20 protein-coding genes are annotated in these 26,430 nt (G+C 55.1%); 15 read left to right on the top strand and 5 right to left on the bottom strand.

The window, feature by feature from the left end; all coding sequences use genetic code 11:
* The first annotated feature begins 54 nt into the window (after nucleotides 1-54).
* Together KK078_RS14345 and KK078_RS14340 are read left to right on the top strand one after the other, a co-directional pair.
* Nucleotides 55-1,170 (top strand): BT_3928 family protein, encoded by a 1,116-nt coding sequence (locus KK078_RS14345; RefSeq protein WP_254090973.1) that lies wholly within the window; start codon nucleotides 55-57, stop codon nucleotides 1,168-1,170.
* Nucleotides 1,167-1,685, top strand: a complete 519-nt coding sequence (locus tag KK078_RS14340) for a shikimate kinase (protein WP_254090972.1) — start codon at nucleotides 1,167-1,169, stop codon at nucleotides 1,683-1,685. The genes KK078_RS14345 and KK078_RS14340 overlap by 4 nt, the downstream gene beginning before the upstream one ends.
* Here the strand turns inward: KK078_RS14340 and KK078_RS14335 are convergent.
* Nucleotides 1,675-3,288 carry an OmpP1/FadL family transporter gene (locus KK078_RS14335; RefSeq protein ID WP_254090971.1) on the bottom strand — a complete coding sequence of 538 codons (1,614 nt, stop codon included), beginning with the start codon at nucleotides 3,286-3,288 and terminating at the stop codon, nucleotides 1,675-1,677. The genes KK078_RS14340 and KK078_RS14335 overlap by 11 nt on opposite strands.
* Nucleotides 3,289-3,315: 27 nt before the next feature.
* On the bottom strand, nucleotides 3,316-4,548 hold the full coding sequence (locus KK078_RS14330) for a hypothetical protein (RefSeq protein WP_254090970.1): 1,233 nt from the start codon (nucleotides 4,546-4,548) through the stop codon (nucleotides 3,316-3,318).
* A 161-nt stretch (nucleotides 4,549-4,709) separates the two neighbouring features.
* Here KK078_RS14330 and proS point away from each other — a divergent pair, with 161 nt between their 5' ends.
* The 3 genes from proS to floA are packed head-to-tail and all read left to right on the top strand — an operon-like array spanning nucleotide 4,710 to nucleotide 7,690.
* On the top strand, nucleotides 4,710-6,188 hold the full coding sequence (gene proS / locus KK078_RS14325; RefSeq protein WP_254090969.1) for a proline--tRNA ligase: 1,479 nt from the start codon (nucleotides 4,710-4,712) through the stop codon (nucleotides 6,186-6,188).
* Nucleotides 6,189-6,211: 23 nt separating this feature from the next.
* Nucleotides 6,212-6,688 (top strand): NfeD family protein, encoded by a 477-nt coding sequence (locus KK078_RS14320; protein WP_254090968.1) that lies wholly within the window; start codon nucleotides 6,212-6,214, stop codon nucleotides 6,686-6,688.
* Between the two features lie 9 nt (nucleotides 6,689-6,697).
* Nucleotides 6,698-7,690 carry a flotillin-like protein FloA gene (gene floA, locus KK078_RS14315; protein ID WP_254090967.1) on the top strand — a complete coding sequence of 331 codons (993 nt, stop codon included), beginning with the start codon at nucleotides 6,698-6,700 and terminating at the stop codon, nucleotides 7,688-7,690.
* Between the two features lie 123 nt (nucleotides 7,691-7,813).
* On the opposite strand, the gene KK078_RS14310 is transcribed toward floA, so the two are convergent.
* A complete protein-coding gene (locus KK078_RS14310) occupies nucleotides 7,814-9,979 on the bottom strand; it encodes an ATP-binding protein (protein ID WP_254090966.1) in 2,166 nt (721 codons plus the stop codon).
* Between the two features lie 53 nt (nucleotides 9,980-10,032).
* On the opposite strand from KK078_RS14310, the gene murI reads away from it, so the two are divergent.
* The 10 genes from murI (at nucleotide 10,033) to KK078_RS14260 (ending at nucleotide 22,766) form a co-directional block, all read left to right on the top strand.
* Nucleotides 10,033-10,848: a glutamate racemase gene (gene murI, locus KK078_RS14305; protein WP_254090965.1), complete on the top strand. Its 816-nt coding sequence runs from the start codon at nucleotides 10,033-10,035 to the stop codon at nucleotides 10,846-10,848.
* A gap of 92 nt (nucleotides 10,849-10,940) precedes the next feature.
* The gene (gene nuoH, locus KK078_RS14300) at nucleotides 10,941-12,023 is read left to right on the top strand and encodes an NADH-quinone oxidoreductase subunit NuoH (protein WP_254090964.1); all 1,083 of its coding nucleotides are present in this window, start codon (nucleotides 10,941-10,943) and stop codon (nucleotides 12,021-12,023) included.
* On the top strand, nucleotides 12,020-14,059 hold the full coding sequence (locus KK078_RS14295; protein ID WP_254090963.1) for an ATP-binding protein: 2,040 nt from the start codon (nucleotides 12,020-12,022) through the stop codon (nucleotides 14,057-14,059). Before nuoH ends, KK078_RS14295 begins: the two co-directional genes overlap by 4 nt.
* 110 nt (nucleotides 14,060-14,169) lie before the next feature.
* Nucleotides 14,170-14,853, top strand: coding sequence for a 4Fe-4S binding protein (locus tag KK078_RS14290; protein WP_254090962.1), 684 nt, complete (start codon nucleotides 14,170-14,172; stop codon nucleotides 14,851-14,853).
* A 17-nt stretch (nucleotides 14,854-14,870) separates the two neighbouring features.
* Nucleotides 14,871-15,368, top strand: coding sequence for an NADH-quinone oxidoreductase subunit J family protein (locus KK078_RS14285; RefSeq protein ID WP_254090961.1), 498 nt, complete (start codon nucleotides 14,871-14,873; stop codon nucleotides 15,366-15,368).
* Entirely contained in the window at nucleotides 15,365-15,679 is a 315-nt protein-coding gene (nuoK, locus tag KK078_RS14280; RefSeq protein WP_317195912.1) for an NADH-quinone oxidoreductase subunit NuoK, read from the top strand. The genes KK078_RS14285 and nuoK overlap by 4 nt, the downstream gene beginning before the upstream one ends.
* 9 nt (nucleotides 15,680-15,688) lie before the next feature.
* Complete coding sequence (locus KK078_RS14275) at nucleotides 15,689-17,683, top strand: NADH-quinone oxidoreductase subunit 5 family protein (RefSeq protein WP_254090960.1); 1,995 nt, start codon at nucleotides 15,689-15,691, stop codon at nucleotides 17,681-17,683.
* Nucleotide 17,684: 1 nt separating this feature from the next.
* Nucleotides 17,685-19,295 carry a complex I subunit 4 family protein gene (locus KK078_RS14270; protein ID WP_254090959.1) on the top strand — a complete coding sequence of 537 codons (1,611 nt, stop codon included), beginning with the start codon at nucleotides 17,685-17,687 and terminating at the stop codon, nucleotides 19,293-19,295.
* A 4-nt stretch (nucleotides 19,296-19,299) separates the two neighbouring features.
* Entirely contained in the window at nucleotides 19,300-20,778 is a 1,479-nt protein-coding gene (locus KK078_RS14265) for an NADH-quinone oxidoreductase subunit N (RefSeq protein WP_254090958.1), read from the top strand.
* Between the two features lie 104 nt (nucleotides 20,779-20,882).
* Entirely contained in the window at nucleotides 20,883-22,766 is a 1,884-nt protein-coding gene (locus tag KK078_RS14260) for an amidophosphoribosyltransferase (protein WP_254090957.1), read from the top strand.
* Between the two features lie 244 nt (nucleotides 22,767-23,010).
* Here the strand turns inward: KK078_RS14260 and clpB are convergent, their stop codons facing one another.
* Together clpB and KK078_RS14250 are read right to left on the bottom strand one after the other, a co-directional pair.
* A complete protein-coding gene (clpB, locus tag KK078_RS14255) occupies nucleotides 23,011-25,623 on the bottom strand; it encodes an ATP-dependent chaperone ClpB (RefSeq protein WP_254090956.1) in 2,613 nt (870 codons plus the stop codon).
* 135 nt (nucleotides 25,624-25,758) lie between these two features.
* Nucleotides 25,759-26,340, bottom strand: coding sequence for a CAP domain-containing protein (locus KK078_RS14250; protein WP_254090955.1), 582 nt, complete (start codon nucleotides 26,338-26,340; stop codon nucleotides 25,759-25,761).
* Nucleotides 26,341-26,430: the final 90 nt, after the last annotated feature.

The following is a 26,430-nucleotide window of genomic DNA, read 5'->3' as shown; positions in this document are numbered from 1 at the left end:
GAGGCGGTAGCCGCCCCGTGCGCACCAGGATGTGAACCGATAATATCAAGAACGATGATCAAGATAATCGACCAATTCTCACGCTTCTTTGTAGGCGCCTTATTCATTTTCTCCGGGCTGATCAAGCTCAACGATCCGATCGGCACCGAGATCAAAATGGAAGAATACTTCGAAGTCTTTGCCAACGACTTTGGCTCCTTCTTTCTGGTGTTCAAAGATTGGGCGCTGGAAATCGGCCTGATCCTGATCGTGCTGGAAGTGGTGCTCGGCATTGCCGTACTGCTTTTCTACCGCATGAACCTGACCACGAAGGTGCTGCTGGGATTGATCATCTTTTTTACCTTTCTCACGTTCTACTCCGCGTACTTCAACAAGGTGACGGACTGCGGCTGCTTTGGCGACGCCATCAAGCTCACGCCCTGGGAGTCGTTTACGAAAGACGTGATCCTGGTGGTATTTATCCTGCACCTGTTCTGGTACCGCAAGCGTTATAAGCCGGCGTTGCCCGATCGTACCGGTAACATCATCGTTGCCGCCTCCACCGTTATCTGCTTTGCGCTGGGCATTTATGCATTGCTGCACTTGCCCTTTATCGACTTCCGTGCCTATAAGGTCGGCAACAATATACCGCAGCAGATGCAGCCCGAAGAGCAACCGCGCTTTGAGTATGTATTTAAAAAGAAAGACAGCGGCGAAGAGATCGCATCGGAAAAATACCTGGGCGACACGACGGTATATCAATACATCAGTGTACGCCAGACAAACGAAGATAAGACCAAAGCCAAGATCACCGACTACTCTGTCTTTACCGACCAGGGCGAAGATATGACACAAAGCACATTTGAAGGCAACAAGCTGTTGCTGATCTTTTACGATGTCTCGAAAGCATCGGTTAAAAACATCGATAAGGTGCGTGCGCTTGTAAAAGCATTGGAGGGCAGCAAAGTAGAGGTAATGGCGCTGACGGCCTCGAGCGCCGGCGAGTTTGAAGCCTTTCGCCATGAGTATCAGCTGCCGGTGGCCTATTACTTCGTCGATGCCACGGTTTTAAAGACTATCATTCGCTCCAACCCGGGCATTACGCTGTGGAAGGACGGCACGGTAAAAGGCATGTGGCATCACAACGATACGCCCGATGCGGCAACGGTCCTGAACAAACTGGGCGAGTGAGCGGGCACCTCAAGATATTCCTGGTCGGCATGCCCGGTTCCGGCAAAAGCACCCTCGGGCGGCCCCTGGCGGAGGCGTTGCTGCTGCCGTTCGTAGACCAGGACAAAGAGATCGAACGTCACGCCGGCAAGACGGTGCAGGCCATCTTTGCCGAGGACGGCGAGGCACATTTTCGGCTGATAGAATCGGAAGTATTAAAGCACTGGGCCGCAGCCGACATGGCCTTTGTCATGGCCACCGGTGGCGGAGCGCCCTGCTTTCACGACGGCATGACCGTGATCAACGCGGCGGGCCTCAGTGTGTTCCTGGACGTGCCGGTGGAGGAGCTGCTCAACCGAACCGCTACGGATAAAGGACGGCCGCTGCTCCAGGCCGAAGACCTGGCAGAAAAGAAAGCAAAGTTGACGGCATTGTACGATCGGCGGTACGCCTGTTATACACAAGCACAGATCTGCCTGAAAGAACCCGTATTGCCCGAGCTGCAACAAGCCCTCGACGCCAGGCTTAAAAAGTAAAGCCCAGCGTTAGCAGGTAGTTCATATTCTTTACATCTTGTATAGCACGCGGCTCGGGGATGTCGTCGACCGAGTACGGTACCCGTACGTTTTCCGTTTTGCTGGAAACAACCGCAAGGTCGGTATAGAATTTTTTCACACGCACGCCCACACCGCCGGAAACAGACTGAATCTTGCGATCCACCCCGCTGCTGGCACGATACGGATCGGCCATCAGGTTATAGCCAAGACGAGCGCGGAAGATATTATAGCGATATTCCGCCCCCACGCGATAATTCACCACGGACGTATAGGTCGACTTGATATTCTTGTTGTCGGAATCATACCAATCGGAATTACCCGTATTGTCTTTGTATTTGGAATTACCATAGTTTACAAACTCTACATCGGCGGTGATAAAGCCGAACTTGGCGATGAACGTAGCGCCGGCGCTGACTTTCATCGGCGTGCGGAGGGTGTATTCCGACAGGGTGGGAGAGTCAAACCGGGAGACGATATTCCTCAGATCATCCGAGTCGTCGTCGGGAGTGTCATAGTAGTCGAAGTTGTTCCAATTTGCTTCTTGTGACGCCGTATAGTTATCGGTTAAGCTATACCAGGTAGGAGTTGCCAGTGAAACGCCTAATTGCACAAAGTTCACAGGCTTGTAAATCGCGCCGATGGTGAAGTTGGCGCCGCTTCCTTCAATGTCGATGTTCTCCGTCGTGGAGTGGTAATCCAGTGGATTGTAATCGACGGTCTGGTCGCCGCGGGTATACCGGAAATTTGATTCCCGGAAGTTCAACTCCAGGGAATAGCGCAGCGTTGTCAGGCCCAGGCTGGCGCCGAGGTAGAACTTATCAGAGAAATTAGCCCCGTAGGCAAAAGACCATTGATACTGACGCCCGGAGCGCCGGAAGGACTCTACCTGGTCGATCGTGCGTACTTCGTCCGGCTGGCCCTCGATGGGAATATCCGTATCAAGCACGGATCCATAGCGCCCTGTAAATCTGCCGTTGTCATCGTAGATCGCGTCCACGAGGTAGTTGTTGTATGCCAGTCCCGACAGTGTATAATATCCGTCATTGCCCGCCTCCAGGTACGCCGGATCGTCGGGTGCCTGAAAGTAAGCATCGTCCACAAAGAAGTCGATGATGGATGTCTCGTTATTCGTGCCCCTGTAACGATACGAGTTGTTGAGGTCGTTGATACGCGTGAAGGTAATGGCAAAGCTACCACCCAGGAATCCCGTTTCGCGGTTGTTGCCATAGTGCAACACCAGGCTAAGTGAAGGGATATTAAATTTTGAATTCTGATTGCTGGACGTTGTTCCGTAGTAGTTCGTGCTGATGTCTTCTCCGGCTACGCCAAGGCCCAGGGTAAATTCAGACTTGGTGTAGAAACCAAGTCCGGCAGGATTGGACGCCGCCGAGCTGAAATCACCTCCCAGTGATGTCTGCGTACCACCCAGTGCCTGGATACGCGCGCTGCCGGCAGGCTTCGTACGGCTGAACAGCAGCGCGTTGCCCGTGAAGCTTTGCCCCAGGACCGGAAGGGCCGGGGAAATAATAAACAATAGGATAGCTACCGTGAGGGCTATCCTCACTACCTTCATCACCTTCATAGTGTGTACTGTACGAAAAAGTAAGAATTAATTGCCTCTGCCGCCGCGCGAGCGACCGCCGCCGGAACTGCTACCCGAACTACCGCCCGAGAAGCTACCGCTGCTGCGTCCACCACCGCCGCTGTTACTGTTGCCGAACGATGAGTTCGAACGGTCGCTGTTGCTGCTTCTCGACGGTGTATACGTGCGGTCGCTGTTACTGTTGCTGTTGTTCCAGCCTGAGTTGGAATTGCCGCTAGACGTACGTCCGTAGGAGCGGTTGCCGGAGTTCGAGTTCGAATTTCCGCTGCTCGAGTTTGAAGGCTCCTGCGTTACACGACGCCATGTGCGGTTATAGTACTCGGTGTTCTGACGAGAGGTACGGTTCGCGGGTGTTACGGCGTTGTCGTTCAGTTTCGTGGTCGGCGCGGAAGTCCGGCCGGTGGCGGCTTGTCGCTGCGAGCGGTTGTTATTGCCAAAAGCGTCCGACACCTGCGTGCGGGTATTGGTGTTGGGGCGTGTATTGTTCACCATGTCGTTGCCACGGCTGCCGCGTTTGGCATAACGAGGGCCATAAGCGCCTTCGCCGTTGTTGATGATGATCACACTGCCCGGGTAGCCATACCAACCCGGATAACCATAGTTGTAACCGTAGCCAAATCCCCATGAAGAAGCATAGCCACAGTACGGGCGGTTCCAGTAATTGTAGTTGCCGCCCCAGCCGTAGCCATAGTTCCACGAGTTACCCCAGTAGTAGCTGAAAGACGCTGACCAGCCGCTGTTATTCCAGTACGGGTTGTACCAGGGGCTGTAGTACGGGTCGGCGTAACCATAATACGGGCTGTTCCACGAGTTGATGGGTGCGTTGTAATAGTTGGGGCTGTACCACGAGCTGCCGTACCACGAATTAAAATTGTTATTCCAGTTGTTCAGGTTGCTGGAAGTAGAATACTGGTAGTTGTTCACGAAATAATCCTGCTCGTCCGACTCGGCAAGCTTCGCGTTCTCGCGGGCTTCGTACTCCGGGTTGACGTTGCGGGCCGAGTAGCTGTCGGTGGGATTGAGCGCCTCTACGCTTTCCTCCTCCGCTACAGGCTCTTCCTCGCGCATTTTCTTGGCTTTCTTCACGCTGGCCTCATAGGCCGTTTGGTCCTCCCGTGCTTTTGATTTCAGCTTGGCGCGATCGGAGGCGTTGAAATACATGTCATCGTCCTCCTGGGCGAAGGCGCCGATGTTTATGATAAAAGCTGCCAGTAACAGCAACAATGCCTTGGTTTTCATAGCGTAGGGTGTTTAAAATCTTTCGTGCTGGCTCTACACAACCTAACGCATGTAAAGCCGTAAAAGTGTCGATAAAGCTACGAAATTTAGCCAGTATTTGTCCCGCTGAATTTATATTTGCCTTTTCGACATAGATCACCTATAACAATAATTATACCAGTATGGCCAAAGAATTACCCACCCGCAAAGAAGATTATTCTCTGTGGTACAACGAATTAGTGAAGAAAGCAGATCTTGCTGAACATTCAGACGTGCGGGGATGTATGGTCATCAAACCCTACGGGTACTCCATTTGGGAAAAAATGCAGCAGGCACTGGACAAAATGTTTAAGGATACCGGCCATATGAACGCCTATTTCCCGCTTTTTGTACCCAAAAGCCTGTTTGAAGCCGAAGAAAAGAACGCCGAAGGTTTTGCCAAAGAGTGCGCCATCGTGACGCACTACCGCCTGAAAACCGATCCTCAGAATAAAGGCAAGCTGATCGTTGATCCGGAAGCCGAGCTCGAAGAAGAGCTGGTGGTACGGCCTACCAGCGAGGCCATCATCTGGAGCACCTACAAAAAATGGATCCAGTCTTACCGCGACCTGCCCATCCTCGTGAACCAATGGGCCAACGTGGTACGCTGGGAAATGCGTACACGCCTTTTTTTACGGACGGCAGAATTCTTATGGCAGGAAGGCCATACCGCCCACACCACGGCCGACGAAGCCGTACGGGAGACCGTGCAGATGCTCGACGTCTACGCCGACTTCGCCGAAAACTTCATGGCGCTGCCGGTCGTAAAAGGTAGAAAGTCAGAAGGCGAACGCTTTCCGGGCGCCGTAGACACCTATTGCATCGAGGCCATGATGCAAGACGGCAAGGCGCTGCAAGCCGGTACTTCGCACTTCCTGGGGCAGAACTTTGCGAAAGCGTTCGATGTACAGTTCACCAATAAGGAGGGTAAGCTGGGGTATGTGTGGGGTACTTCGTGGGGCGTGAGCACGCGCCTGATGGGGGCACTGATCATGGCCCATTCCGACGACGACGGCCTGGTGCTGCCGCCCAAACTGGCGCCTATCCACGTGGTGATCGTTCCGATCTTCCGCACGGACGAAGAGCTGGCGAAGATATCAGACAAAGCACAGGAAATCTCTGCCGCCCTGCGCAAGCAGGGATTTGCGGTGAAGTTCGATAACCGCGATACCCACAAGCCGGGCTTTAAGTTTGCCGAGTGGGAGTTGAAAGGAGTACCGGTGCGCCTGGCCATCGGTCCGCGCGACATGGAGGCCGGCACCGTAGAAGTGGCGCGTCGCGACACCAAAGAAAAGCAGGTCATGAAACTGGACGAAGTGGCCGAAAAGATCCCCGCCCTGCTCGACGACATCCAGGCAACGATCTACGCCCGTGCCAAGACCTTCCGCAGCGAGGTTACCACAGAGGTTAACTCGTATGAAGAGTTCAGGAAGGTACTGGACGAGAAAGGTGGCTTCCTGGCCGCGCACTGGGACGGAACCCCCGAAACAGAAGCAGCCATAAAAGAGGAGACGAAGGCCACCATTCGCTGCATCCCCCTGGATGCGAAGGAAGAAGCCGGCGTTTGCATCTATTCCGGCAAGCCGTCAACCCGCCGGGTGCTGTTTGCCCGGGCATACTAATCGCTTAATAATTTTGGTCAGCCATGGTCATGTGGATAATCATTTTTTCGTTACTGCTCATCGGCCTGGCGCTGATCGTGATCGAGCTGGTGTTTATCCCCGGCACCACCGTAGTGGGCTTGCTGGGACTGATCTTCGCCGGCGCCGGCGTGGTGATCGGCTACCAGCACTTCGGCAGCGACACGGGCTTCTATATATTAACGGGCACCCTGGTGGCTACATTGGGCGCACTCTTCTATAGCTTCCGGTCCGGCGCGTGGTCGCGGTTCTCCAATAAATCGTCTATCGACGGCAAAGTGAACGAGGGCATCACCGGCGGCCTGAGCGTGGGCGACGAAGGTATCACGCTTTCGACGCTCCGCCCGATCGGCAAAGCCGAATTCCACAACAGAACGTTTGAAGTAAAAACGTTGGGACAATATGTGGAGCCGGGCCAGCGCGTCCGCATTATCCAGATACACCTTAATGATATTGTCGTAGAACCATTTAACCAACCTTAGAAAACCATTATGGATCCTGTTTACTATCTTGTTATCGTGCTGGGTGGGATCGTCCTGTTCCTGCTCTTCTTATACTTTGTACCCATCAACCTGTGGATCACCGCTATCTTCTCCAACGTGAAGGTGGGGCTGTTCGACCTCGTGTTCATGCGCATCCGGAAGGTGCCGCCGCGCGTGGTGGTAGACTCGCTGATCACCGCGACGAAAGCCGGTTTGCAGATCTCCTCGAACGAGCTGGAAACTCACTACCTGGCCGGAGGCAACGTACCGAATGTTATTCGCGCCCTCATCTCTGCCGACAAAGCCAACATCAACCTGAGCTTCAAGCAAGCCACCGCCATCGACCTCGCCGGCCGTGATGTATTCCAGGCTGTACAGATCTCGGTTAATCCCAAAGTGATCACAACGCCCAAGGTAGCCGCCGTAGCGGCCGACGGCATTCAGCTGATCGCCGTGGCCCGCGTAACCGTGCGCGCCAGCATCGCCCAGCTGGTAGGGGGTGCCGGTGAAGATACCATCCTGGCCCGCGTGGGTGAAGGTATCGTATCGTCTATCGGTTCAGCCAAGTCACACAAAGAAGTGCTGGAAAGTCCCGATAAAATCTCCAAGCTCGTACTGTCGCGAGGCCTCGACGCCGGCACGGCCTTCGAGATCCTCTCGATCGATATTGCCGACGTAGACGTAGGCGCCAACATCGGTGCCAAGCTGCAGATCGACCAGGCTACCGCCGACTTGAAAGTAGCCGAAGCAAAAGCCGAAGAGCGTCGCGCCATGGCCGTAGCATTGGATCAGGAAATGAAAGCAAAAGCACAGGAAGCCCGCGCGAAAGTGATCGAGGCCGAAGCCGAGATCCCGAAAGCGATCGCCTCCGCCTTCGTAAACGGCAACCTGGGCGTAATGGACTACTACAAAATGCAAAACGTACAGGCCGACACCGACATGCGTCAGGCCATCTCCGGCTCAGGAGCCAGCAAAGGACAATCAAACGCGCCGAAGCCATAACAGCTTAGAGCGACAAAGAATAGAAAAGGGTGTTGTCATAATCGACAGCACCCTTTTTATTTTTCTGTGCGATGACAGCGTAAGCAAAAGCAGGCGCGCAGTGCGCAAAAGGTAACTGGCGGCCTACACCGGCTCCACCAATGGCAAGTGTATGGTAAATGTCGTCCCCACACCATAGTCGCTGATCAACGTAATCGTCCCCTTCAATTTATGAATAGCCTTATTGACGAGGTATAATCCCAGCCCGTTCCCCTTAGAAGCCTGTGAAGCCCGGAAGTACAGGTCAAACAGCCGCGCCTGGTATTTCTCTTCCACACCAATGCCGTTGTCGGCCACGTGGATCTCGACATGGTCGTTCACCTGCATGATGTTCACATCGATAAAAGGAGTCACGCCGGGTTGGGTCTTGCGGAAGAGCACGGCGTTTTCGATCAGGTTGCGGAAGATGATGCGCAACAGCCCCACGTTGGACAAGATGGTAATGTCGGCATGTACGCTGAGGTGGCTGGTAATGCCGAACCGCACGAAGTCGTTCTGGAAATACTTCACCGCTTCTTCCACCAGCGGGTTGAGATGGATCGGCTCCAGCGTGAGGTCGGGTTTGTTGAGCTCATACATCATCTGCATTTTGAACAACATGCTGTCCATGTTCCGCGCCGTCTCCGTCACTTTGTCAAACAGCATGTTCGCCTGCGGGTCGTTTACAATGTGGCGGGCCACCTGGTCCAGGCCCAGCAGGGTGGTAATGGGACGTCGGATATCGTGCGACGACCGGTATAAGAACGTATCCAGCTCCTGGTTGGAGAGCGCCAGCTGTCGCGTGCGCTCGGCCACCTTCATTTCCAGCTGTGTGTTGAGCGTCTGGATATACTGGTTATTTTCTTGCAGCATGGTACTCTGCGTTTCCAACTCCGAGTTCTTGATCTCGATCTCGTCGCGCTGCTGGCGTATAAGCCGGGAGATATTCCGCTGCCGGCGGAAGTTGTGGATGAGGAGGATCACCAGCACCACCAGCAGGATCAGGCCCATGAGCGTGACGATAAAGAGAACGTTCTGCGCCCGGATGCGCTCTTCCTGATTCTCGTTATTCTTGGTGAGCAGGGCGATCTCGGTTTGCTTGCGGTCCAGGTCAAAGGCCACCTTTACCTTGGCCAGGTTCAACGCCTCCTGCTCGTGGTACAACGAGTCGCGCAGCTGGACGTGTTTCAGAAGACCATCGTATGCCGGCCCGTACGCGCCCTGCACCGACTTGAGGCGCGACCACGACAGCCAGTACGATGCCATATTTTTTCGGGAGCCCACCACATCGTGCTCGCGGCTGAACATCACACGCGCAGAGTCGAGGTAGGTGGTGGCCAGGGGGTAATTGCCTTGTTTTAAATAAATGTCGCTCATGGTCAGGCAGGCCATGCCGGCGCTGCTCCACATGCTGAACTTCTGGCTTACCTTGTAGTCCTCCAGTACGCCCGCCTTGGCATCCTCCACGCGGCCCAGGTCGCGCAGCACCACCGCTTTGTTACCATTGATAAGGCCGATCCAGAACTCGTCGTTGATCTTGCGCGCCAGGGCCTCTGCCTGGTCGTAGTAACGTAGCGCCGCGGCATATTGCTTCATCTGGCGGTGCGCCAGGGCAATGGTGTTGCACGTGCTCATCTTCTGAAAGTCGGCAGCATGACGGTTTTCCGTTTCGGTGAGGCGATCGTGGTACTGCAGCACGCGATATCCTTCGTCAATGCATTGCTGGTAGTTGTGTGCCGAGTAGTTGATCATGCAGCTCTCGTAGTGGCACAAGATCACATAGTGATAGAGTTGTAAGGATTCGAAGAGCTTCGAGGCGTCGAGAATGTGCTGGAGTCCTTCTGCCAGCAGGCCTTGTTGTGACAGGAACTGGCCCAGGTAAAAATAAGCAAGGCCCAGCCCCAGCTCCTCGCCGGGCTTCTCTTTCGCGGTGGCCAGGGCCCGCTGAAAGTGACGAAGGGCTTCTTCTTTAAACCCGAATTTTCCGTAGACGAATGCCATGTTCCGGTTGGCCAGCACGCGGCTGAGGGGTGAGCTCTTCTCGGTCTGCTTCAAACCTTGTCGCGCAAAACGGATGGCCCGCTCCTGGTCCAGCATCAGGTAGCGGCCTTGTAACGCATCGAAGACCTCCACCATATCACGGGGCGAGCTCGATCGTACACGACGGTAAAGGCTATCGAGGTTGGTAGTATCCTGTGCGCGGGTACTACCTGGTAACAAGAGCAGCGTGGTTACCAGGAGGAAAAAAAAGCACGGATTTTTATGGCTCATGCAGTTAAGATGACATTAAAAATAGTAAAATTCGCAGCGATTTACAGCAGCCAATGAAGGTAGAAAAGCAGCAGCCCATCGGCGTATTCGACAGCGGCATCGGTGGACTGACCGTTGCACACGCCATTAAGAAATTGTTGCCGAACGAAAGCATGATCTATTTCGGCGATACCGCGCACTTGCCCTATGGCGAAAAGTCCGAAGCCGCCATACAGGCCTATTCCGTCCGCATTGCCGACGTGCTGGTGAAAAAAGGCTGCAAAGTGATCGTGATCGCCTGTAACTCTGCTTCTTCCGCCGCCTACGACCTGCTGAAAGAATACGTGCGCAAGGACATACACATCATCAACGTGATCGACCCCATGGTCTCGCTGGTGTTGGATAAATTCCCCGGCGCACAGGTGGGATTGATCGGGACCAAGCGCACCGTGCAGTCGGGCGTCTATCATCAAAAGATCGAAGAAGCCGGCAAAGGCACCACGGTGCATTCCCTGGCCGCACCGTTGCTGGTGCCCATGATCGAAGAGGGATTCTTTAATAATCAGATCAGCCACGAGATCATCGCCCAATACCTGTCCGATCCGTCGCTGCAAAATATCGAAGCCCTCATCCTGGGCTGTACACACTACCCGCTGATCAAAAAAGAGATCGGCGACTATTATAAAGGACGGCTCGCCATCCTGGATTCATCCGAGGTCGTGGCCCAGGCCCTGCAACGCCACCTGCAGCAGGAGGGGCTCCTCAATGACACAGGTGCCGATCCCTATTATCATTTCCTCGTATCCGACTACACCGAATCGTTTGAGGCATCGGCACGGCTGTTTTTCCGCGAAACAGTCCACCTCGACCGTCATGCCTTATGGGAATAGGACGTCCCAACGGTCGTCGGTGTACTGTTTTTTCAGAAATGATAGAAAACCACCGTAATAAATTCCGCATCTTTGACGCCATTTAACCCATTTTGAGCACGCTCCTGTTCATACTGCCCTTCCTCCTGCTGTATACCATCATGGCTATTTACGCAGAACGGAAGATCTCGGCGTTTATCCAGGACAGGCTGGGGCCCATGGAAACCGGTTCGTACGGCTTGCTGCAGAGCGTTGCCGACCTGGTCAAGCTCATTCAGAAAGAAGATATCATCCCCACCGGCGCAGACAAATTCCTCTTCCGGATAGCGCCCATCGTCATTTTTACAGCAGTATTTGTTGGCTTTTCGGTACTGCCGCTAACACCCGCGTGGACCGGCGCACCCATTTCTTCGGCCGTCTTTTTCCTGCTGGCGATCACGTCGCTGGACGTGCTCGGCATCCTGATCGCGGGCTGGAGCTCGAATAACAAGTACAGTGTGCTGGGTACCATGCGCTCGGCGGCCCAGATCATTTCCTACGAAGTGCCCCTTGGCCTCTCGGTGTTATGTGTCTGCATGGTCAGCGAAACGCTCGACCTGCAAGCCATCTCGTATCAGCAAAGCGCGCTCAGCGCCGAGCATCAATACCTGTTCGGCATCCGGTCGTGGGGTATAGATGTAACGGCCATCGGCGGCTTTCTGGCGTGGAACGTCTTCCGCATGCCGCTGCTCTTTTTGGCGTGGGTGATCTTTTTTATAGCCTCCCTGGCCGAAAGCAACCGCGCGCCGTTCGACCTGCCCGAGGCGGAGTCCGAGCTCGTAGCAGGCTTTCAGACCGAATACTCGGGTTTCCGCTGGGCGGTAATCATGCTGGGCGAATATGGAATGATGCTTTTAGTGAGTATATTAGGGTCGGTGTTATTTTTTGGAAGCTGGAGTACGCCCCTGCCTAATATCGCATCGATGCGGTTAGCGGAATGGACAAGCGGTACACCGGGCACTGTGGCTTCGACCCTTTGGGGAATTTTTTGGTTGCTGAGCAAAGCGTTGCTGTTCGTCGCGATTCAAATGTGGGTCCGCTGGACCTACCCTCGGCTCAGGGTTGATCAATTAATGAATTTATCGTGGAAATATTTAACACCAATAGCACTAGCATTGGTTATTCTATGCGGATTTTGGAAAGTACTATCTATATGAGCAGGATGCTGTCATTACGTGTAATTTTAACGGTTATACTGCTGGCCTCGTGCGGCCTGGCGCAAGCCCAGGCACCCACAGGCGTTGACAGCCTCGAGAACGTAGTCAAGTCGTCGGACCTGCCCGACAGCGTGCGCCTCGACGCGCTCACCCGTCTGTCGGGGATGTACCAGTTCGTAAACTTCGCCCGCAGTGTGAAGTATAGCGAAGACGCCATCGCCCTGGCCGCCAACACCGACCTGCCCCTGCACAAGATCAAAGCCTATCGCAATGCCGCGCTGCTCTACACCATCAGCGGCGACTACAGCTCTGCCCTGCGCTATGACAACCTGGCCCTCGAGCTCGACATGGTCGTGAAAGACAGCGCCGGCATCGCACAGGAATATAACGCCATCGGCAACGACTACTACGACCTGGGCGAATACGACGACGCGTACTTCTACTTCACGCAGTCACACCGCATGGCCAGTGCCGCCCGCGACACCCTGCGCATGCTGATCGCCCTGCACAACGTCGGCCGCGTATTCAAAGAACTGGGACAGTTCGACCAGGCCCTCGACCACCTGCAGCTTTCTAAAAAGCTGAGCGAAACACAGAACGACCAGGAAGGCATTCCCTACGGCCTCTACGAGATCGGAGATGTGTTGCTGCGCAAGCATGAATACGACTCGGCGCTGGCCACCCTGCGTCAGGCCCTCGCATTGGTACGCAAGCTGCACGTCGACATCATCGAACCCAAGGTACTGTCGACCATGGCCACGGCCTACCTGCAACAGAACGACTATAAAAATGCACTGGCCTTTTACGACTCGGCCTATGCCCTGCACCAGAAGACCACCAACCGCTACGGCATGGCTGAAGCCAACCTGGGCCGGGGCATTGTGCTGACGAAAGAAGGGAACTTTGAAAAGGCCCTGGAGAAATTTGAAGCCAGCCTCTCCGTAGCGCGCACGCTCAACGCCCGCGTATTGGAGATCAAAGCCTTCAATCAGCTGTCGGGACTGTGGGAACAGAAAGGCGACTTCAAAAAGGCGCTGTTCTACTACAAGCAATACAAGCAACTGGAAGATACCCTCTTCAGCCAGGAGACACAAGGCAAGCTGCTGCGCGACCAGATCCGCTTCGAGACAGAATCACGCGATACACAGATCGCGGCCCTCAGCCAACTGCAGGTGATGCAGCGCGGCGAGCTGAAGAAGCAGGAGTTCGTACGCAATATCCTGGTCGTGGTCATGGCCCTCAGCGCGATCCTGCTCGTGACGGTATACCGCAGCGGGCAACGCCGCCGCAAGATCAACACCCTGCTGTTGCAGCACCAGGACGATATGGAAAAACGCAGCGAAGAGCTCGAGCGCCTCAACCAGGTAAAAGACAAGTTCTTCTCCATCATCTCGCACGACCTGCGGTCGCCGATCAACGCCCTGGCGGGTCTGTTAGACCTCATCGACAAAGGCGCCATCGAGCCCGCCGAGATGCACAAGCATACACAGGAGCTCAAAGTACGGTTCAACCATACCCGCACGTTGCTGAACAACCTGCTCGACTGGACACTGTTGCAAATGGATAAGCTGAGCCTGCAAGCCGGCCGGATCAACCTGCGCAAGATCGTAGACGAAAACATCCAGCTGCTCACCTCCGTACAAAACAAACAGATCAACCTGGTGAATCAGGTGCCCACAGAGGCCATCGGCTATGCCGACTCCAACACCATCAACCTGGTGATCCGGAACCTGATGATGAACGCTATCAAGTTCACCAACGACGGCGGCAAAGTGATCATCGACGCCAAGGCGCAGGCATCGGAATGGTTGTTTTCCGTGAAAGACAACGGTGTCGGCATGAAGCCCGAAGTGCTCAACATGCTCTTCGACAAGACCGCCCCGTATACCACCCGCGGTACCGCCAACGAAAAGGGCACCGGCCTGGGCCTGATCCTCTGCAAAGAGTTCATTGAAAAGAACGGCGGACGCATCTGGGTTGAAAGTGAAGAAGGACAAGGCAGTACGTTTTTCTTTACCCTCCCGAAGGCAGACTAACGAACGCTATTCCAGACAAAAGGGGGTACCCGGTAACGGGTAGTACCCCTAAATTCATCTTTTAAATTTCTTTTTAACATCTTTTTACCTTCTATTTTTGTTCCACAGAAATGGAAGGAACCCCGCTTACATATTTCGGCGCGATCGGCAGCACGGTACGTTCCCTGTGGACGGGGCTGAAGATCACGTTCTCCCATTTGCTGAAGGCACGCCATAGCCGTCGCCCCGTCATCATCAGCGACAAGACCTATTTTAACGACACCGAGGGCATCAACACCATTGCGTACCCCCACGCCATGCAGCCCGTGCCGGACAACGGCCGCTATCGCCTGCACAACGAGATCGACGACTGCATCGTCTGCGACAAGTGCGCCAAGGTCTGCCCCGTCGACTGCATCACCATCGAGCCCATCAAAGCGATTGAAGAGATCGGCAAGACCTCCGACGGTACCTCCAAACGCATCTATGCCGCCAAGTTCGATATCGACATGGCCAAGTGCTGCTTCTGCGGGCTTTGCACCACCGTGTGCCCCACCGAGTGCCTGACCATGACCAAAGTATACGACTTCAGCGTGCTGGACATACGCGACCACAACTTTGTCTTCGGCGAAATGACCGAAGCCGAGATCACCGAGAAAAAGCAAGCGTACGAAGTATACCAGCAGAGCAAAGCGACACAACCCAAGGCCCCCGCGGCACCGGGTACACCCGCCGTAGCACCACCGCCCGCGGCTGGCGCCAAGCCCGTATTCAAACCGAAGATTAAACCGGCGGGACCTCCGTCTGCAAGCTGATGGAACCGGCGGCAATCATGTTCACCTTCTTTGAAGCAGCCGCAGCCCTGTCGGCCGTTTCGCTGATCTTCATCCGTCAGGTTTTTTATGGCGCATTACTGCTGATCGTCTGCCTGCTGTCACTGGCAGCGCTGTATATACTGGCCTTCGCGGAGTTTGTAGCCGTCACGCAAATATTGGTCTATGCGGGAGGGATTGTCGTCGTGATCCTGTTCGGGGTCATGCTGACCGCAAAGATCGGAGAGAAACCGCTGGTCGTACAACACGGTAATGTATTTGGCGGCGCACTGGCGGCCGCATCGTTATTGGCGCTGTTGCTGTATGGATTGGCAGAACATGACTTTACTCCGGAAGCATCGGCCGTCCCACGGGCGAAGGATGCCGTGCAGGATACCGGGCTGGTCATGATGCGCGACTTCGTATTGCCCTTCGAGCTGGCCGGTATGTTACTGTTAATGGCATTGATCGGAGCCGCCGTGATCGCAGCCCGTACAAAAGATAAACGAGCCTCATGATGTTTCCGTTGCAGCACTTTCTCATACTCGCCGCCATCCTGTTTTCAATCGGGCTGATGCTGGTCGTTGTCAAACGCCACGCCATCATGATGCTGATCGGCATCGAGCTGATGCTGAATGCCGCGAACCTCAACCTCGTTGCGTTTAATCAATTATATCCCACGCACCGCGATGGGCAGATGTTTGCACTGTTCGTGATCATCGTAGCCGTGTGCGAGACCGCCGTGGGCCTGGCCATCATCTTGCGTACCTATCATTTCTACCAGACGTCCGTGCCGGATGCGGTAGCCGAACTCAGCGACAAACCCTGACCCGATGGTATGAGCAAAGAAGTGATCATAAACAATCCGGACACGTTAGCCGACTCCGAATATTTTTTAGGCTGTCTGCTGCTGGTAGTAGGTCTACCGTTGCTTTCCGCATTGCTTTGCAGGTTATTTCCCGCGCGCCGTCAGAATGTTATCACGACGTTGTCGTCGCTGCTGCTGCTCACCGGCCTGGCAGCCGCGGCGAATATGTTACGGATGGTGTATGACACGCACGTGGTACTGAAGTTCCCCTGGTTTCATCTGGGTGACCTTTCGTTCTCCACGGGCTTTTTCGTCGACAGGACTTCTGCACTCATGGCGGTGCTGGTGCTGTTCGTCTCCTTCCTGGTGCATATATACTCCACGCGTTACATGAAAGACGATGGGGCCTTGTCACGCTACTATGCCATGCTGGGTTTTTTTACATTCTCCATGCTGGGCATCGTGCTGACCATCGACCTGCTCACCATGTTTGTGTTCTGGGAGCTGGTCGGCTTTTCTTCCTATATGCTCATCGGCCATTGGCAGCACCTGCCATCCGCGGCGACGGCTGCCAGAAAAGCGTTTGTCATGAACCGCATCGGCGATGTCGGCTTTATCGTCGGTCTCATGATCTACTGGGTACAATCCGGATCATTTGATATTTATTTGCTGACGTTTATTGATGGGAACAACCCGGAGTTCATATCGGATTATTCGCAGGGCTTGCAAACGGCAGGTGCATTGTGCCTTTTCTGCGGTGTGATAGGCAAATCGGCGCAGTTTCCGCTGTTCACCTGGTTGCCCGATGCCATGGAAGGACCCACGCCGGTCTCGGCACTGATTCACGCCGCCACCATGGTCGCCGCCGGAGTGTTCATGCTGGTACGCCTGCACGCATTGTTCACGCCCGCATCACTCGACGTCGTAGCACTGACGGGCGTGGTCACCGCATTGCTCGCCGCCCTGGCCGCCCTCGCGCAGACCGATCTCAAGAAAATACTCGCATACTCCACGATTTCACAACTAGGCTTTATGGTTATGGCAGTAGGAGCGGGCGCACCCGACGCTGCTTATCTGCACCTCTTTACCCATGCATTCTTCAAAGCCTGCCTGTTCCTCTGTGCCGGCTCCGTCATACATGCCCTGCATGAAGCGCAGCACGGCACCCACGCCCACTTCGACGTACAGGATGTTCGCAACCTTGGCGGCCTGCGGCATAAGCTGCCCTTTACCTTCGCCGCGTTCGTCGTCAGCGGCGCCGCCCTGGCGGGGCTTCCGTTCTTCTCGGGCTTCCTCTCAAAAGATGCTATCCTCACAGCCTTGTTATACTGGAAAGGCGAAACATTTTCCTGGCGCTGGCTCGTATTTGGCGGCGCATTCCTGGTGTCGTTCTTAACCGCGCTCTATACCTTCCGCCTGATCGCAAAAGTCTTCCTCGGCGAGGAACGTGAGACCACTAGCCTTACCGTGCACGAGCCGTCCTGGCACATGCGCGGGCCCATCGCGCTGCTGGCGCTGGGTTCGTTTTGGTTCTTTGTCTCCTGGAATCCGCTCAACTACCACGGATGGCTGTACCAACCGGCGAAGGCCGATGAGAACTTCCACTCAGCACTGCTGGTCTTTATTTCCGGGGCGTGGGTATTGATCGCCGGCGCCGTGGCCTACTATATCTTCCGGCAGCCCCGCACGGCACACGTACCGTTGCTGCTCAACAGCTTTTACATCGACAAGCTCTATACACAGACCGTTGCAACCCGCACATACGCCCTGGCGTTGCTCACCGAAAAAATCGACCGCCGCTGGATCGACGGCTTCCTGCATTACGTCGCCTATGGACAGGTAACGCTGGCGCACCTCACGGGCTGGTTCGACCGCGTCATCATCGACGGCACCGTTAATGCCCTGGCCGCGCTGGTCCGTACGGTCGGCAGTTTTACACGCTCATTCCAGGGAGGCAAAATCCAGCTTTATATCTTTTGGTCCGTTCTGGCAATCATTATTTTTCTAATTTGGACACTATTTTAGAATGCAGCCATACCTCCTTTCATTCCTGATCTTCACCCCGCTCGCCGCCGCGCTGGCCGCGGTGTTCATCCCGGCCGGGGCCGTCAAGACGTTCCGGTGGCTGGCGTTGGCGGTCAGTGTGCTGCAAGTGTTTGTGCTGGTACAACTGCTGGCAACCTATCACGCCGGCGGCCTGCAACACGTCGAGCAACAACCCTGGATCGTGCTGAGCCTGGGCTCGTGGGGCGTCTTCCGCGCCGAGTATTTTGTCGGCGTCGACGGGCTCAGCATGCCCCTGGTAGCCCTCTCGGTGTTTGTATTGCTGATCGCCACCATCGCCTCGTGGCAGACCACCCGCCAGGCAAAAGGGTATTACATCCTGTTGCTCATACTCAACGCCGCCATCATCGGCAGCTTTGTCGCGCTCGACTTCCTGCTGTTCTATCTCTTCTTCGAGTTTATGCTGTTGCCGATGTTCTTTCTCATCGCCATCTGGGGCGGACCGAGAAGAGAATATGCGTCTATCAAATTTTTCTTATACACACTGCTTGGGTCCATCCTGATCCTGATCGTTATGATCGGCCTGTACATCAGTGTACACGACCCGTCATCGCCCGGCGGCCTGGTGCACACCTTTAACCTGCTGCACATGGCCGATCCATCCAACATCGTATCGCACGCCATACTCGATCCCCACAACGTGTGGAGGCTCGGGCCGCTCGACGCCCGGCAGTGGGCCTTCCTGCTGCTCTTTCTCGGGTTTGCCATCAAGCTGCCCATGGTGCCACTCCACACCTGGCTGCCCGATGCCCACGTAGAAGCACCCACACCCATGTCCGTACTGCTGGCCGCGTTGCTGCTCAAGATCGGAGGCTACGGCCTGGCACGCATTGCCATGCCCATCTTTCCCGACGCAGCGCTATACTTCAGCAGCTTTGTGGCCATCATGGGCGTGATCTCGATCGTCTATGGCAGCTTCAATGCCATGGCCAGCAAAGACCTCAAGCGGCTCATTGCCTACTCATCTGTGGCACACATGGGCTTTGTACTGCTGGGCCTGGCCGCCGTTACGCCCGAAGGTGTGAACGGCGCCGTGTACCAGATGTTCAGCCATGGCATCATCTCCGCCATGCTCTTCCTCGTGGCCGGTGTGGTATATGACCGCACCCACGACCGCACCATCGCACACTACTCCGGCTTGTCGTCGCGCATGCCGGCATATACCGCCATGGTGCTGGTAGCGTTCTTCGCCTCCCTGGGCTTGCCGGGCTTCTCCGGGTTTATCGCCGAGATCCTGGTATTCCTGGGTGCCTTCAAGTCGGCCAGCACCAACGGACTGCTCCACGAAAGCCTGGCCATCATTGCCACGTCCGGCCTGGTGTTCGGTGCGGCCTATTACCTGTGGACGCTGCAACGCATGTTCTTTGGTCCGTTCGACCTGAAAGGCGGGATCCAGCCGACCCAGATCACCGACCTCACCGTGCGGGAATATATACAGCTGGTGCCCCTCGCGCTAGCCGCGCTGGCATTCGGGGTGTGGCCGCAGCCCGTGCTGGACATCATCGATCCCTTTGCACAGCAATTTTGTGAGCACGTGCTCACCGTCGGCAAAAGCGTAACCTTTAAACCGTAAGCCAGTGGAACGCGACCTGTCAGAAACGATCGCACTGGTTCGGAGTAGCCTGCACGCATTCGTGCCCGAGCTCATCCTGTCGCTGGGCATCCTGCTGGTGTTGCTGGCAGGCCTGCTCAACCGCCGCCGCGGCAGATTGACTCTCATGGTCTTCGGCACGATCGTGCTCAGCCTGGTAACCCTGCCGCACCATGCGGCGCCCTTTGGCCACACATTATTCGGCGGTATGGTCCGCAGCGACAACTTCTCCGCCTACCTGCGCGCGCTGATCGATGTAGGGGGGGTGCTGACACTCGTCATGGCCTGGCGCGACACCCGCACCACCGAACGCCTTTCAGAATATTATTCGCTCCTGCTCGCCGTCATTCTCGGAGCACACCTGCTGGTCATGAGCCAGAATCTGCTCATGGTGTTCCTGTCGCTGGAAATCATGTCCCTCTGCTCGTATGTGCTCGCGGGGTTTTCGTTTACCCGCCAGGGCGCGGAGGGAAGCCTGAAATATTTTCTGTTTGGGGCGGTAGCATCGGCGGTCATGCTGTACGGCCTGTCGCTGCTGTACGGGTTTACCGGCACGCTCGATTTTTCTTCCGGAACATTCTCGGCCGCGCTGCAACAGCAGCAAACGCCCCTCGTCTTTGTTGCCGGCCTCATGGTCCTGGCCGGTTTTTTATACAAACTGGCGGCCGCCCCCGCGCACCCCTGGGCACCCGATGTGTATGAAGGAGCCCCCATGCCGGTGGTCGCGTTCTTTTCCGTCGTGCCCAAACTGGCGGCGATCGGCGCGTTGCTGAAATTTGTGCTCGTGCTGAACGCGTTCGGACAGTCCACCTTCGACTGGCAGGCCGTCCTGGCCGTCGTAGCGATCATCACCCTGACGGTCGGAAATTTCTCGGCACTGTGGCAAAAAAATCCCAAACGCCTCATGGCGTATTCTTCCATCGCACAATCGGGTTTTTTATTGGTGGGCGTCGTCGCCTTTCTGCCGCAAGGCATGCAGTTTATGCTGTTCTACGCCACCGTGTATGTCGTCATGAATTTCCTGGTCTTTATATACCTACAGGGTTTTGAAAATATAGGATTGGAAACGATTGCATCGTACCAGGGCCTTGGCCGCCAAAGGGTGTGGCCCATGGTGTTCCTGCTGGTGGGCCTGGTGGCACTGACCGGATTGCCGCCCACGGCCGGTTTTACCGGCAAACTTTTTATTTTTTCTGCATTGTGGGAAGCATACGCCCTTTCGGGCAAGCCAGTGCTGCTGTGGCTGCTCGTCATAGGTTTGCTGAATACGGTGGTTTCGCTCTTTTATTATCTGCGCATACCCTATTTCGCCTTTATAAAAAATGGCGAATCGCCCACTTCCACAAATAACCTCACATTCGAAAATCTTTTTGGCCTGTTGTTGGTTTTACTGCTACTCGTCCTCTTCTTCAGCCCGGGACTGTTGATGGGATGGATTAATAAAATTACCTTTGTGATCCGTTAACGGTTATTCGTTGTCCGTGTGCTTGCAGGCGAATTGCCGGGTGTGCGAAAACGGTTACAACGAACGGCTGACGACGGGTCGTCTAACGAGACTAACGGACCAACATGAGTGACCAGATCCTGCACGAGTGCGGCATTGCAATGATCCGCCTGCGTAAGCCCCTTTCGTACTACATCGAGAAGTACGGACCCACTTACGCGATGAACAAGATGTATATCCTGATGGAGAAGCAGCACAACCGCGGACAGGATGGCGCAGGGATCGCCAACATCAAGTTAGACATCGAACCCGGACACCGTTACATTAGCCGCTATCGTTCCATCAAAGCCCAACCCGTAGCCCACCTCTTCAAAAAGATCAGCAAAAAATACAAACGCGCCCAGAAAGAAGGCAAAGCACGTTTCCGCGACGAGCAATGGCTCAAGGAAAATGTTGCCTTTACCGGCGAGCTGTGGCTGGGCCACTTGCGCTACGGTACGCACGGCGTCAACAGCATTGAAAACGTGCACCCCTTCCTGCGTCAGAACAACTGGCGCAGCCGGAACCTGGTCATGGCAGGCAACTTCAACATGACCAACGTAGAAGAGCTCTTTGATCTGCTGGTCGCCCTGGGGCAACACCCGAAAGAAAAAGTAGACACCGTTACGGTGATGGAAAAGATCGGCCACTTCCTGGACGAAGAGGTACAGGCGCTTTTCGAAAAATACAAAGACAAATTCTCCAATCGCGAGGTATCCGATATCATCGAGACCGAGCTCGACCTGCACCGCGTCCTGAAACGCGCCTGCAAAGACTTCGACGGCGGGTATACCATGGCCGGCATGACCGGCTCCGGCTCGGCATTCGTCACACGCGACCCCAACGGCATCCGCCCGGCATACTACTATGCCGACGACGAAGTAGTGGTAGTAGCCTCGGAAAAGCCGGCCATCAAAACGGCCTTCAACATTGACTACAGCCAGATCGAAGAAGTAAAACCGGGACACGCCCTCATCATCAACAAGAGTGGCGAGTACGGCCAGTATCAGATCACGCAGCCCGGCGAAAAAACATCGTGCAGCTTCGAACGCATCTACTTCTCACGCGGCAACGACCCCGACATCTATCGCGAGCGCAAGCAGCTCGGCCGCCTGCTCGTACCGCAGGTGCTGAAGGCGATCAACTTCGACCTGCGCAACACCGTATTCTCCTACATACCCAACACCGCCGAGACGGCGTTCTTCGGTATGATGGAAGGCATTGAAGAATACCTCATCAAGAAACAGAAAGAAGTCGTGATCGACGGCAAACCCTCCGTCGATTCACTGGAAGATATACTCACGCTGCGCCCCCGCGTCGAAAAGCTTGTGCTGAAAGATGTAAAGCTGCGCACGTTCATTACCGACGACGAGCACCGCGACGAAATGGTGTCGCACGTATACGACACGACCTACGAGGTGATCCGCAAAGGCATCGACACCGTGGTGGTCATCGACGACTCGATCGTACGCGGCACGACGCTGGAGAAGAGCATTTTGAAAATGCTCGACCGCATCGGTCCGAAAAAGATCGTGGTGGTCTCATCCGCCCCGCAGATCCGTTTCCCCGACTGCTACGGCATCGACATGAGCAAGATGGGCGAGTTCGTCGCATTCCGCGCCATGCGCGCCTTGCTGCAGGATCAGGGCAAAGACTACATGCTCGGCGAAGTATATGAAAAATGTACCCGTGCCCGCGGGCACGAACGTCAGCAGAACTACGTCAAGCAGCTGTACGAACAATTTACCGACGACGAGATCTCGGCAAAAGTGACAGAGATCTGTCGCCCGGCGGATATGAATGCCGAGCTGGAGATCATCTTCCAGACGGTAGATAATTTACACAAGGCCATACCGCTTCACAAAGGCGACTGGTATTTTACCGGCGATTATCCAACCCCCGGCGGTATGAAAGTGGTGAACCGCTCGTACGTAAACTACATGGAAGGCAAGCTCGTGCGCGCCTACTAAGCGGACACACGCATATAACAAAAAGCCACGCATGCATCGCATGTGTGGCTTTTCTTTTGCAAGGCAGAATTATATACCGGTGTGTGCAGATAACGCAAAATAAAAAGCCCCCGGGAACCACCCCGGGGGCTAAACCAAACCCCTCTAACCAACTTCACATCCCGACCGTAGTCGGGATCACCAATCCTTAAACCTGTCTATATAACGATGTGGATACATCTTTTAGTTCCCAGCCTGTACGAATTTATACAGGCATCAGCTCGCCGTTCTCGAATACAAACTCAACGCCGTTCTTCAGGTCGATGAAGATCACCGAGTCCTTGTGAACTTTGCCGGCAAGAATCTGCTTCGACAGCTCGTTCAATAGCTCACGCTGTAACACGCGCTTCAGCGGACGAGCACCGTACTGCGGGTCGAAGCCCAGGTGCGCCAGGCGGTCGCGCGCGGCATCCGAGATCTCGATGCGAACACCGGCTTCTTCCAGGCGCTTGCGCACCAGGTCCACCTGTATATCTACGATCTTGCGGATGTCTTGTTGTCCCAGCGGACGGAACATGATGATCTCGTCGATACGGTTCACAAACTCCGGTCGCACAGACTTCTTCAACAGGCTCAACACCTCTTCCTTCGTCTCTTCCAGCACATCGAAGAAGTTCGTGTCGTTGATCTTCTCGAAGTTCTCCTGGATGATCTGCGAGCCGATGTTGGTCGTCATGATAATGATCGTGTTCTTAAAGTTCGCCACACGCCCCTTGTTGTCCGTCAGGCGACCATCGTCCAGCACCTGCAGCAGAATGTTAAATACATCCGGATGTGCCTTCTCGATCTCGTCCAGCAGGATGACCGAGTATGGCTTTCTGCGCACGGCCTCCGTTAACTGGCCGCCCTCATCGTATCCTACATAGCCGGGAGGCGCGCCGATCAGACGGCTTACGCTGTGACGCTCCTGGTACTCGCTCATGTCGATGCGCACCATGGCGTTCTCGTCGTTGAAGAGATAGTCGGCCAGCGCCTTTGAAAGCTCCGTCTTACCGACACCGGTCGTACCCATAAAGATGAACGAACCGATGGGGCGCTTCGGATCTTGCAGACCGGCACGGCTTCTGCGCACCGCGTCGCTCAGGGCGCGGATCGCTTCTTCCTGCCCGGCTACACGCCGGCTCAGCTCTTCTTCCAGTTGCAGCAGCTTCTCGCGGTCGCTCTGCAACATCTTCGACACTGGTATACCCGTCCACTTCGCTACGACCTCGGCAATATCTTCGCTGTCTACTTCTTCCTTCAACAGCGACTTCTCGCCCTGCATCTCTTTCATCTTCTGCTGGTATTCATTCAGGCGTTTCTCCGACTCGGTAATTTTACCGTAGCGGATCTCCGCCACCTTGCCGTAATCACCGGCCTTCTCGGCCTGCTCGGCTTCGAACTTCAGCTTGTCGATATCTTCTTTTGCTTTCTGAATGCCATGCACGACTTCCTTCTCACTTTCCCATTTCGCCTTGAGCGAATTGCGTTGCTCTGAAAGCTCAGCGATGTCTTTGCTCAGAATCGCTTCCTTGTCTTTGTCCTTCTCCCGACGGATCGCCTCGCGCTCGATCTCGAGCTGCATGATCTTACGGTTCAGCTCGTCCAGCTCTTCCGGCAGCGAGTCCATTTCCAGGCGCAGCTTCGCCGCCGCCTCGTCCATCAGGTCGATGGCCTTGTCGGGCAGAAAGCGGTCGCTGATATAGCGGCTCGACAATTCAACCGAAGCGATCACCGCGTCGTCTTTGATCCGCACGCCGTGATGTAGCTCATATTTATCTTTTATACCGCGCAGGATCGAGATCGAATCTTCTACCGAAGGTTCGTCCACCATCACAGACTGGAAGCGACGTTCCAGCGCTTTGTCCTTCTCGATATATTTTTGATACTCTTTCAGTGTCGTCGCACCGATCGCATGCAGCTCGCCGCGGGCCAATGCAGGCTTCAGCAAGTTGGCGGCATCCATGGCGCCTTCGCCACCACCGCCCGCACCGATCAGGGTGTGGATCTCGTCAATAAAGAGAATGATCTGACCGTTTGAATCGGTCACCTCTTTAATGACGGCCTTGAGGCGTTCCTCAAATTCGCCTTTATACTTTGCACCCGCCACGAGCAAGCCCATGTCCAACGACACGAGGATCTTGTCGCGCAGGTTCTCCGGCACGTCACCGTCTACAATGCGTTGCGCCATGCCTTCGACGATCGCCGTTTTACCGACACCGGGCTCGCCCAGTAAGATCGGGTTGTTCTTCGTACGACGCGACAGGATCTGCAATACGCGGCGGATCTCTTCGTCGCGGCCGATGACCGGGTCGATCTTCCCTTGCTTGGCCAGGTCGTTCAGGTTCTTGGAGTAGCGCTCCAGTGATTTATATTTTGCTTCGGCGTTTTGATCCGTTACGGTATTGCCACCGCGCAGCTCTTTAATGGCCTTGATCAGGCCGCTCCGGTCAAAGCCCGTATCTTTCATAAGCGATGCCACCTTGTCTTTGGTGTCCAGCAAGGCCAGCAGCAAGTGCTCGACGGCTACATATTCGTCTTTAAATTCGCGCAGCTCCTTCTGTGCATTCTGCAACACCGTGTTGGTGGCCGACGACAGGTAAGGTTGCTGACCCGACACACGCGGGTAACCCTGGATGATCTCATCCAGCCGGTTTTCCAGGATAGTACCGTTAATGTTGAGCTTCTTAAACAAATAGCCCGAAACATTCTCGTCCGTCTCCAGGATCGCCTTCAGCACGTGCCCCGGCTCGATCGCTTGCTGCTGGTTGCCCATCGCAATCTCGGCCGACTTCTGCAGCGCCTCTTGAGATTTTATCGTGAATTTGTCAAAGTTCATAATACTGTTTTTCCTCGGGCATGGATAATCAAATCACACTCCATTTCAAATTTGAACGGATTTCATGCACTTATGGCAGAAAATTGGAGGTAAAGGGGAATAAAAAGGACAGAATGACCGATGTGCAGCCATTCTTTATTTCACACATACTTTAATGGGTGTGGCATCTTCCAGCGTACCGAACCACACCAGGCCGTACTCCTTATAGGTACCGATGCCGATGGCTTTCCAGGTCAGCTGGCTCCATGTGTCGCTGTTGATGATCAGCGGGTTGTGGCCGGGGCTTTTTTTCCAGCCTTCCAGGGCCTCGTCGGCTTTGGCGCCGGCGGAGCCGTAGTAGGCGATCTCGTACCCCTCGGACTCGTAGCCGGCAATCTCCTTGGGCTTGTCCCACATGCACTGCGCCTGGGCGTGGTCGCTGGTGTAGCAGCACGACGACCACTTGCCCTTTTCCGACCAGCTGTGCGGGTTACATTTATTGGTGGGGTCGAAGGTGTAGTTGTCCGCCAGGTCGCGGGCGTGGGTCTGGGCAACCCGCGTCAGCTTGGCCGAGAGCGGGATCGGGGGAAGGCCCTTCGTTTTCCGGTAGGCCATGATCAGGTCGTACAACTTTTTTTCCTCGCCCGAAAGGCAGATTTCGGGTGTGGACGGACGTTCCGCGGGGGTGTGTGCCTGAAAGAGAAAAAACAGTGGCAGAATGCAAAAAAAGGCTTTCATAGTTTACTTTCTAGAGAAACGAATGAACACAAAATATCTTCATTTCTGTACTTAATTTTTTAATTTTCCGCGCCCAAATCAAAGGCAGGT

The organism is Dawidia soli, assembly GCF_018598185.1.
Lineage (GTDB): Bacteria > Bacteroidota > Bacteroidia > Cytophagales > Cyclobacteriaceae > Ohtaekwangia > Ohtaekwangia soli.
Note: the sequence above shows the minus strand (reverse complement) of the source record. Positions and strands in the feature narration are given on the sequence as shown.

Coding starts and splice junctions, on each gene's coding strand:
- KK078_RS14320 (WP_254090968.1), top strand. CDS start 6,212: ATGGTCATGTGGATAATCATTTTTTCGTTACTGCTCATCGGCCTGGCG.
- KK078_RS14335 (WP_254090971.1), bottom strand. CDS start 3,288: ATGAAGGTGATGAAGGTAGTGAGGATAGCCCTCACGGTAGCTATCCTA.
- proS (WP_254090969.1), top strand. CDS start 4,710: ATGGCCAAAGAATTACCCACCCGCAAAGAAGATTATTCTCTGTGGTAC.
- KK078_RS14295 (WP_254090963.1), top strand. CDS start 12,020: ATGAGCAGGATGCTGTCATTACGTGTAATTTTAACGGTTATACTGCTG.
- KK078_RS14345 (WP_254090973.1), top strand. CDS start 55: ATGATCAAGATAATCGACCAATTCTCACGCTTCTTTGTAGGCGCCTTA.
- KK078_RS14275 (WP_254090960.1), top strand. CDS start 15,689: ATGAGCAAAGAAGTGATCATAAACAATCCGGACACGTTAGCCGACTCC.
- KK078_RS14310 (WP_254090966.1), bottom strand. CDS start 9,979: ATGAGCCATAAAAATCCGTGCTTTTTTTTCCTCCTGGTAACCACGCTG.
- nuoK (WP_317195912.1), top strand. CDS start 15,365: ATGATGTTTCCGTTGCAGCACTTTCTCATACTCGCCGCCATCCTGTTT.
- murI (WP_254090965.1), top strand. CDS start 10,033: ATGAAGGTAGAAAAGCAGCAGCCCATCGGCGTATTCGACAGCGGCATC.
- KK078_RS14260 (WP_254090957.1), top strand. CDS start 20,883: ATGAGTGACCAGATCCTGCACGAGTGCGGCATTGCAATGATCCGCCTG.
- KK078_RS14285 (WP_254090961.1), top strand. CDS start 14,871: ATGTTCACCTTCTTTGAAGCAGCCGCAGCCCTGTCGGCCGTTTCGCTG.
- KK078_RS14250 (WP_254090955.1), bottom strand. CDS start 26,340: ATGAAAGCCTTTTTTTGCATTCTGCCACTGTTTTTTCTCTTTCAGGCA.
- KK078_RS14290 (WP_254090962.1), top strand. CDS start 14,170: ATGGAAGGAACCCCGCTTACATATTTCGGCGCGATCGGCAGCACGGTA.
- floA (WP_254090967.1), top strand. CDS start 6,698: ATGGATCCTGTTTACTATCTTGTTATCGTGCTGGGTGGGATCGTCCTG.
- clpB (WP_254090956.1), bottom strand. CDS start 25,623: ATGAACTTTGACAAATTCACGATAAAATCTCAAGAGGCGCTGCAGAAG.
- KK078_RS14270 (WP_254090959.1), top strand. CDS start 17,685: ATGCAGCCATACCTCCTTTCATTCCTGATCTTCACCCCGCTCGCCGCC.
- KK078_RS14330 (WP_254090970.1), bottom strand. CDS start 4,548: ATGAAAACCAAGGCATTGTTGCTGTTACTGGCAGCTTTTATCATAAAC.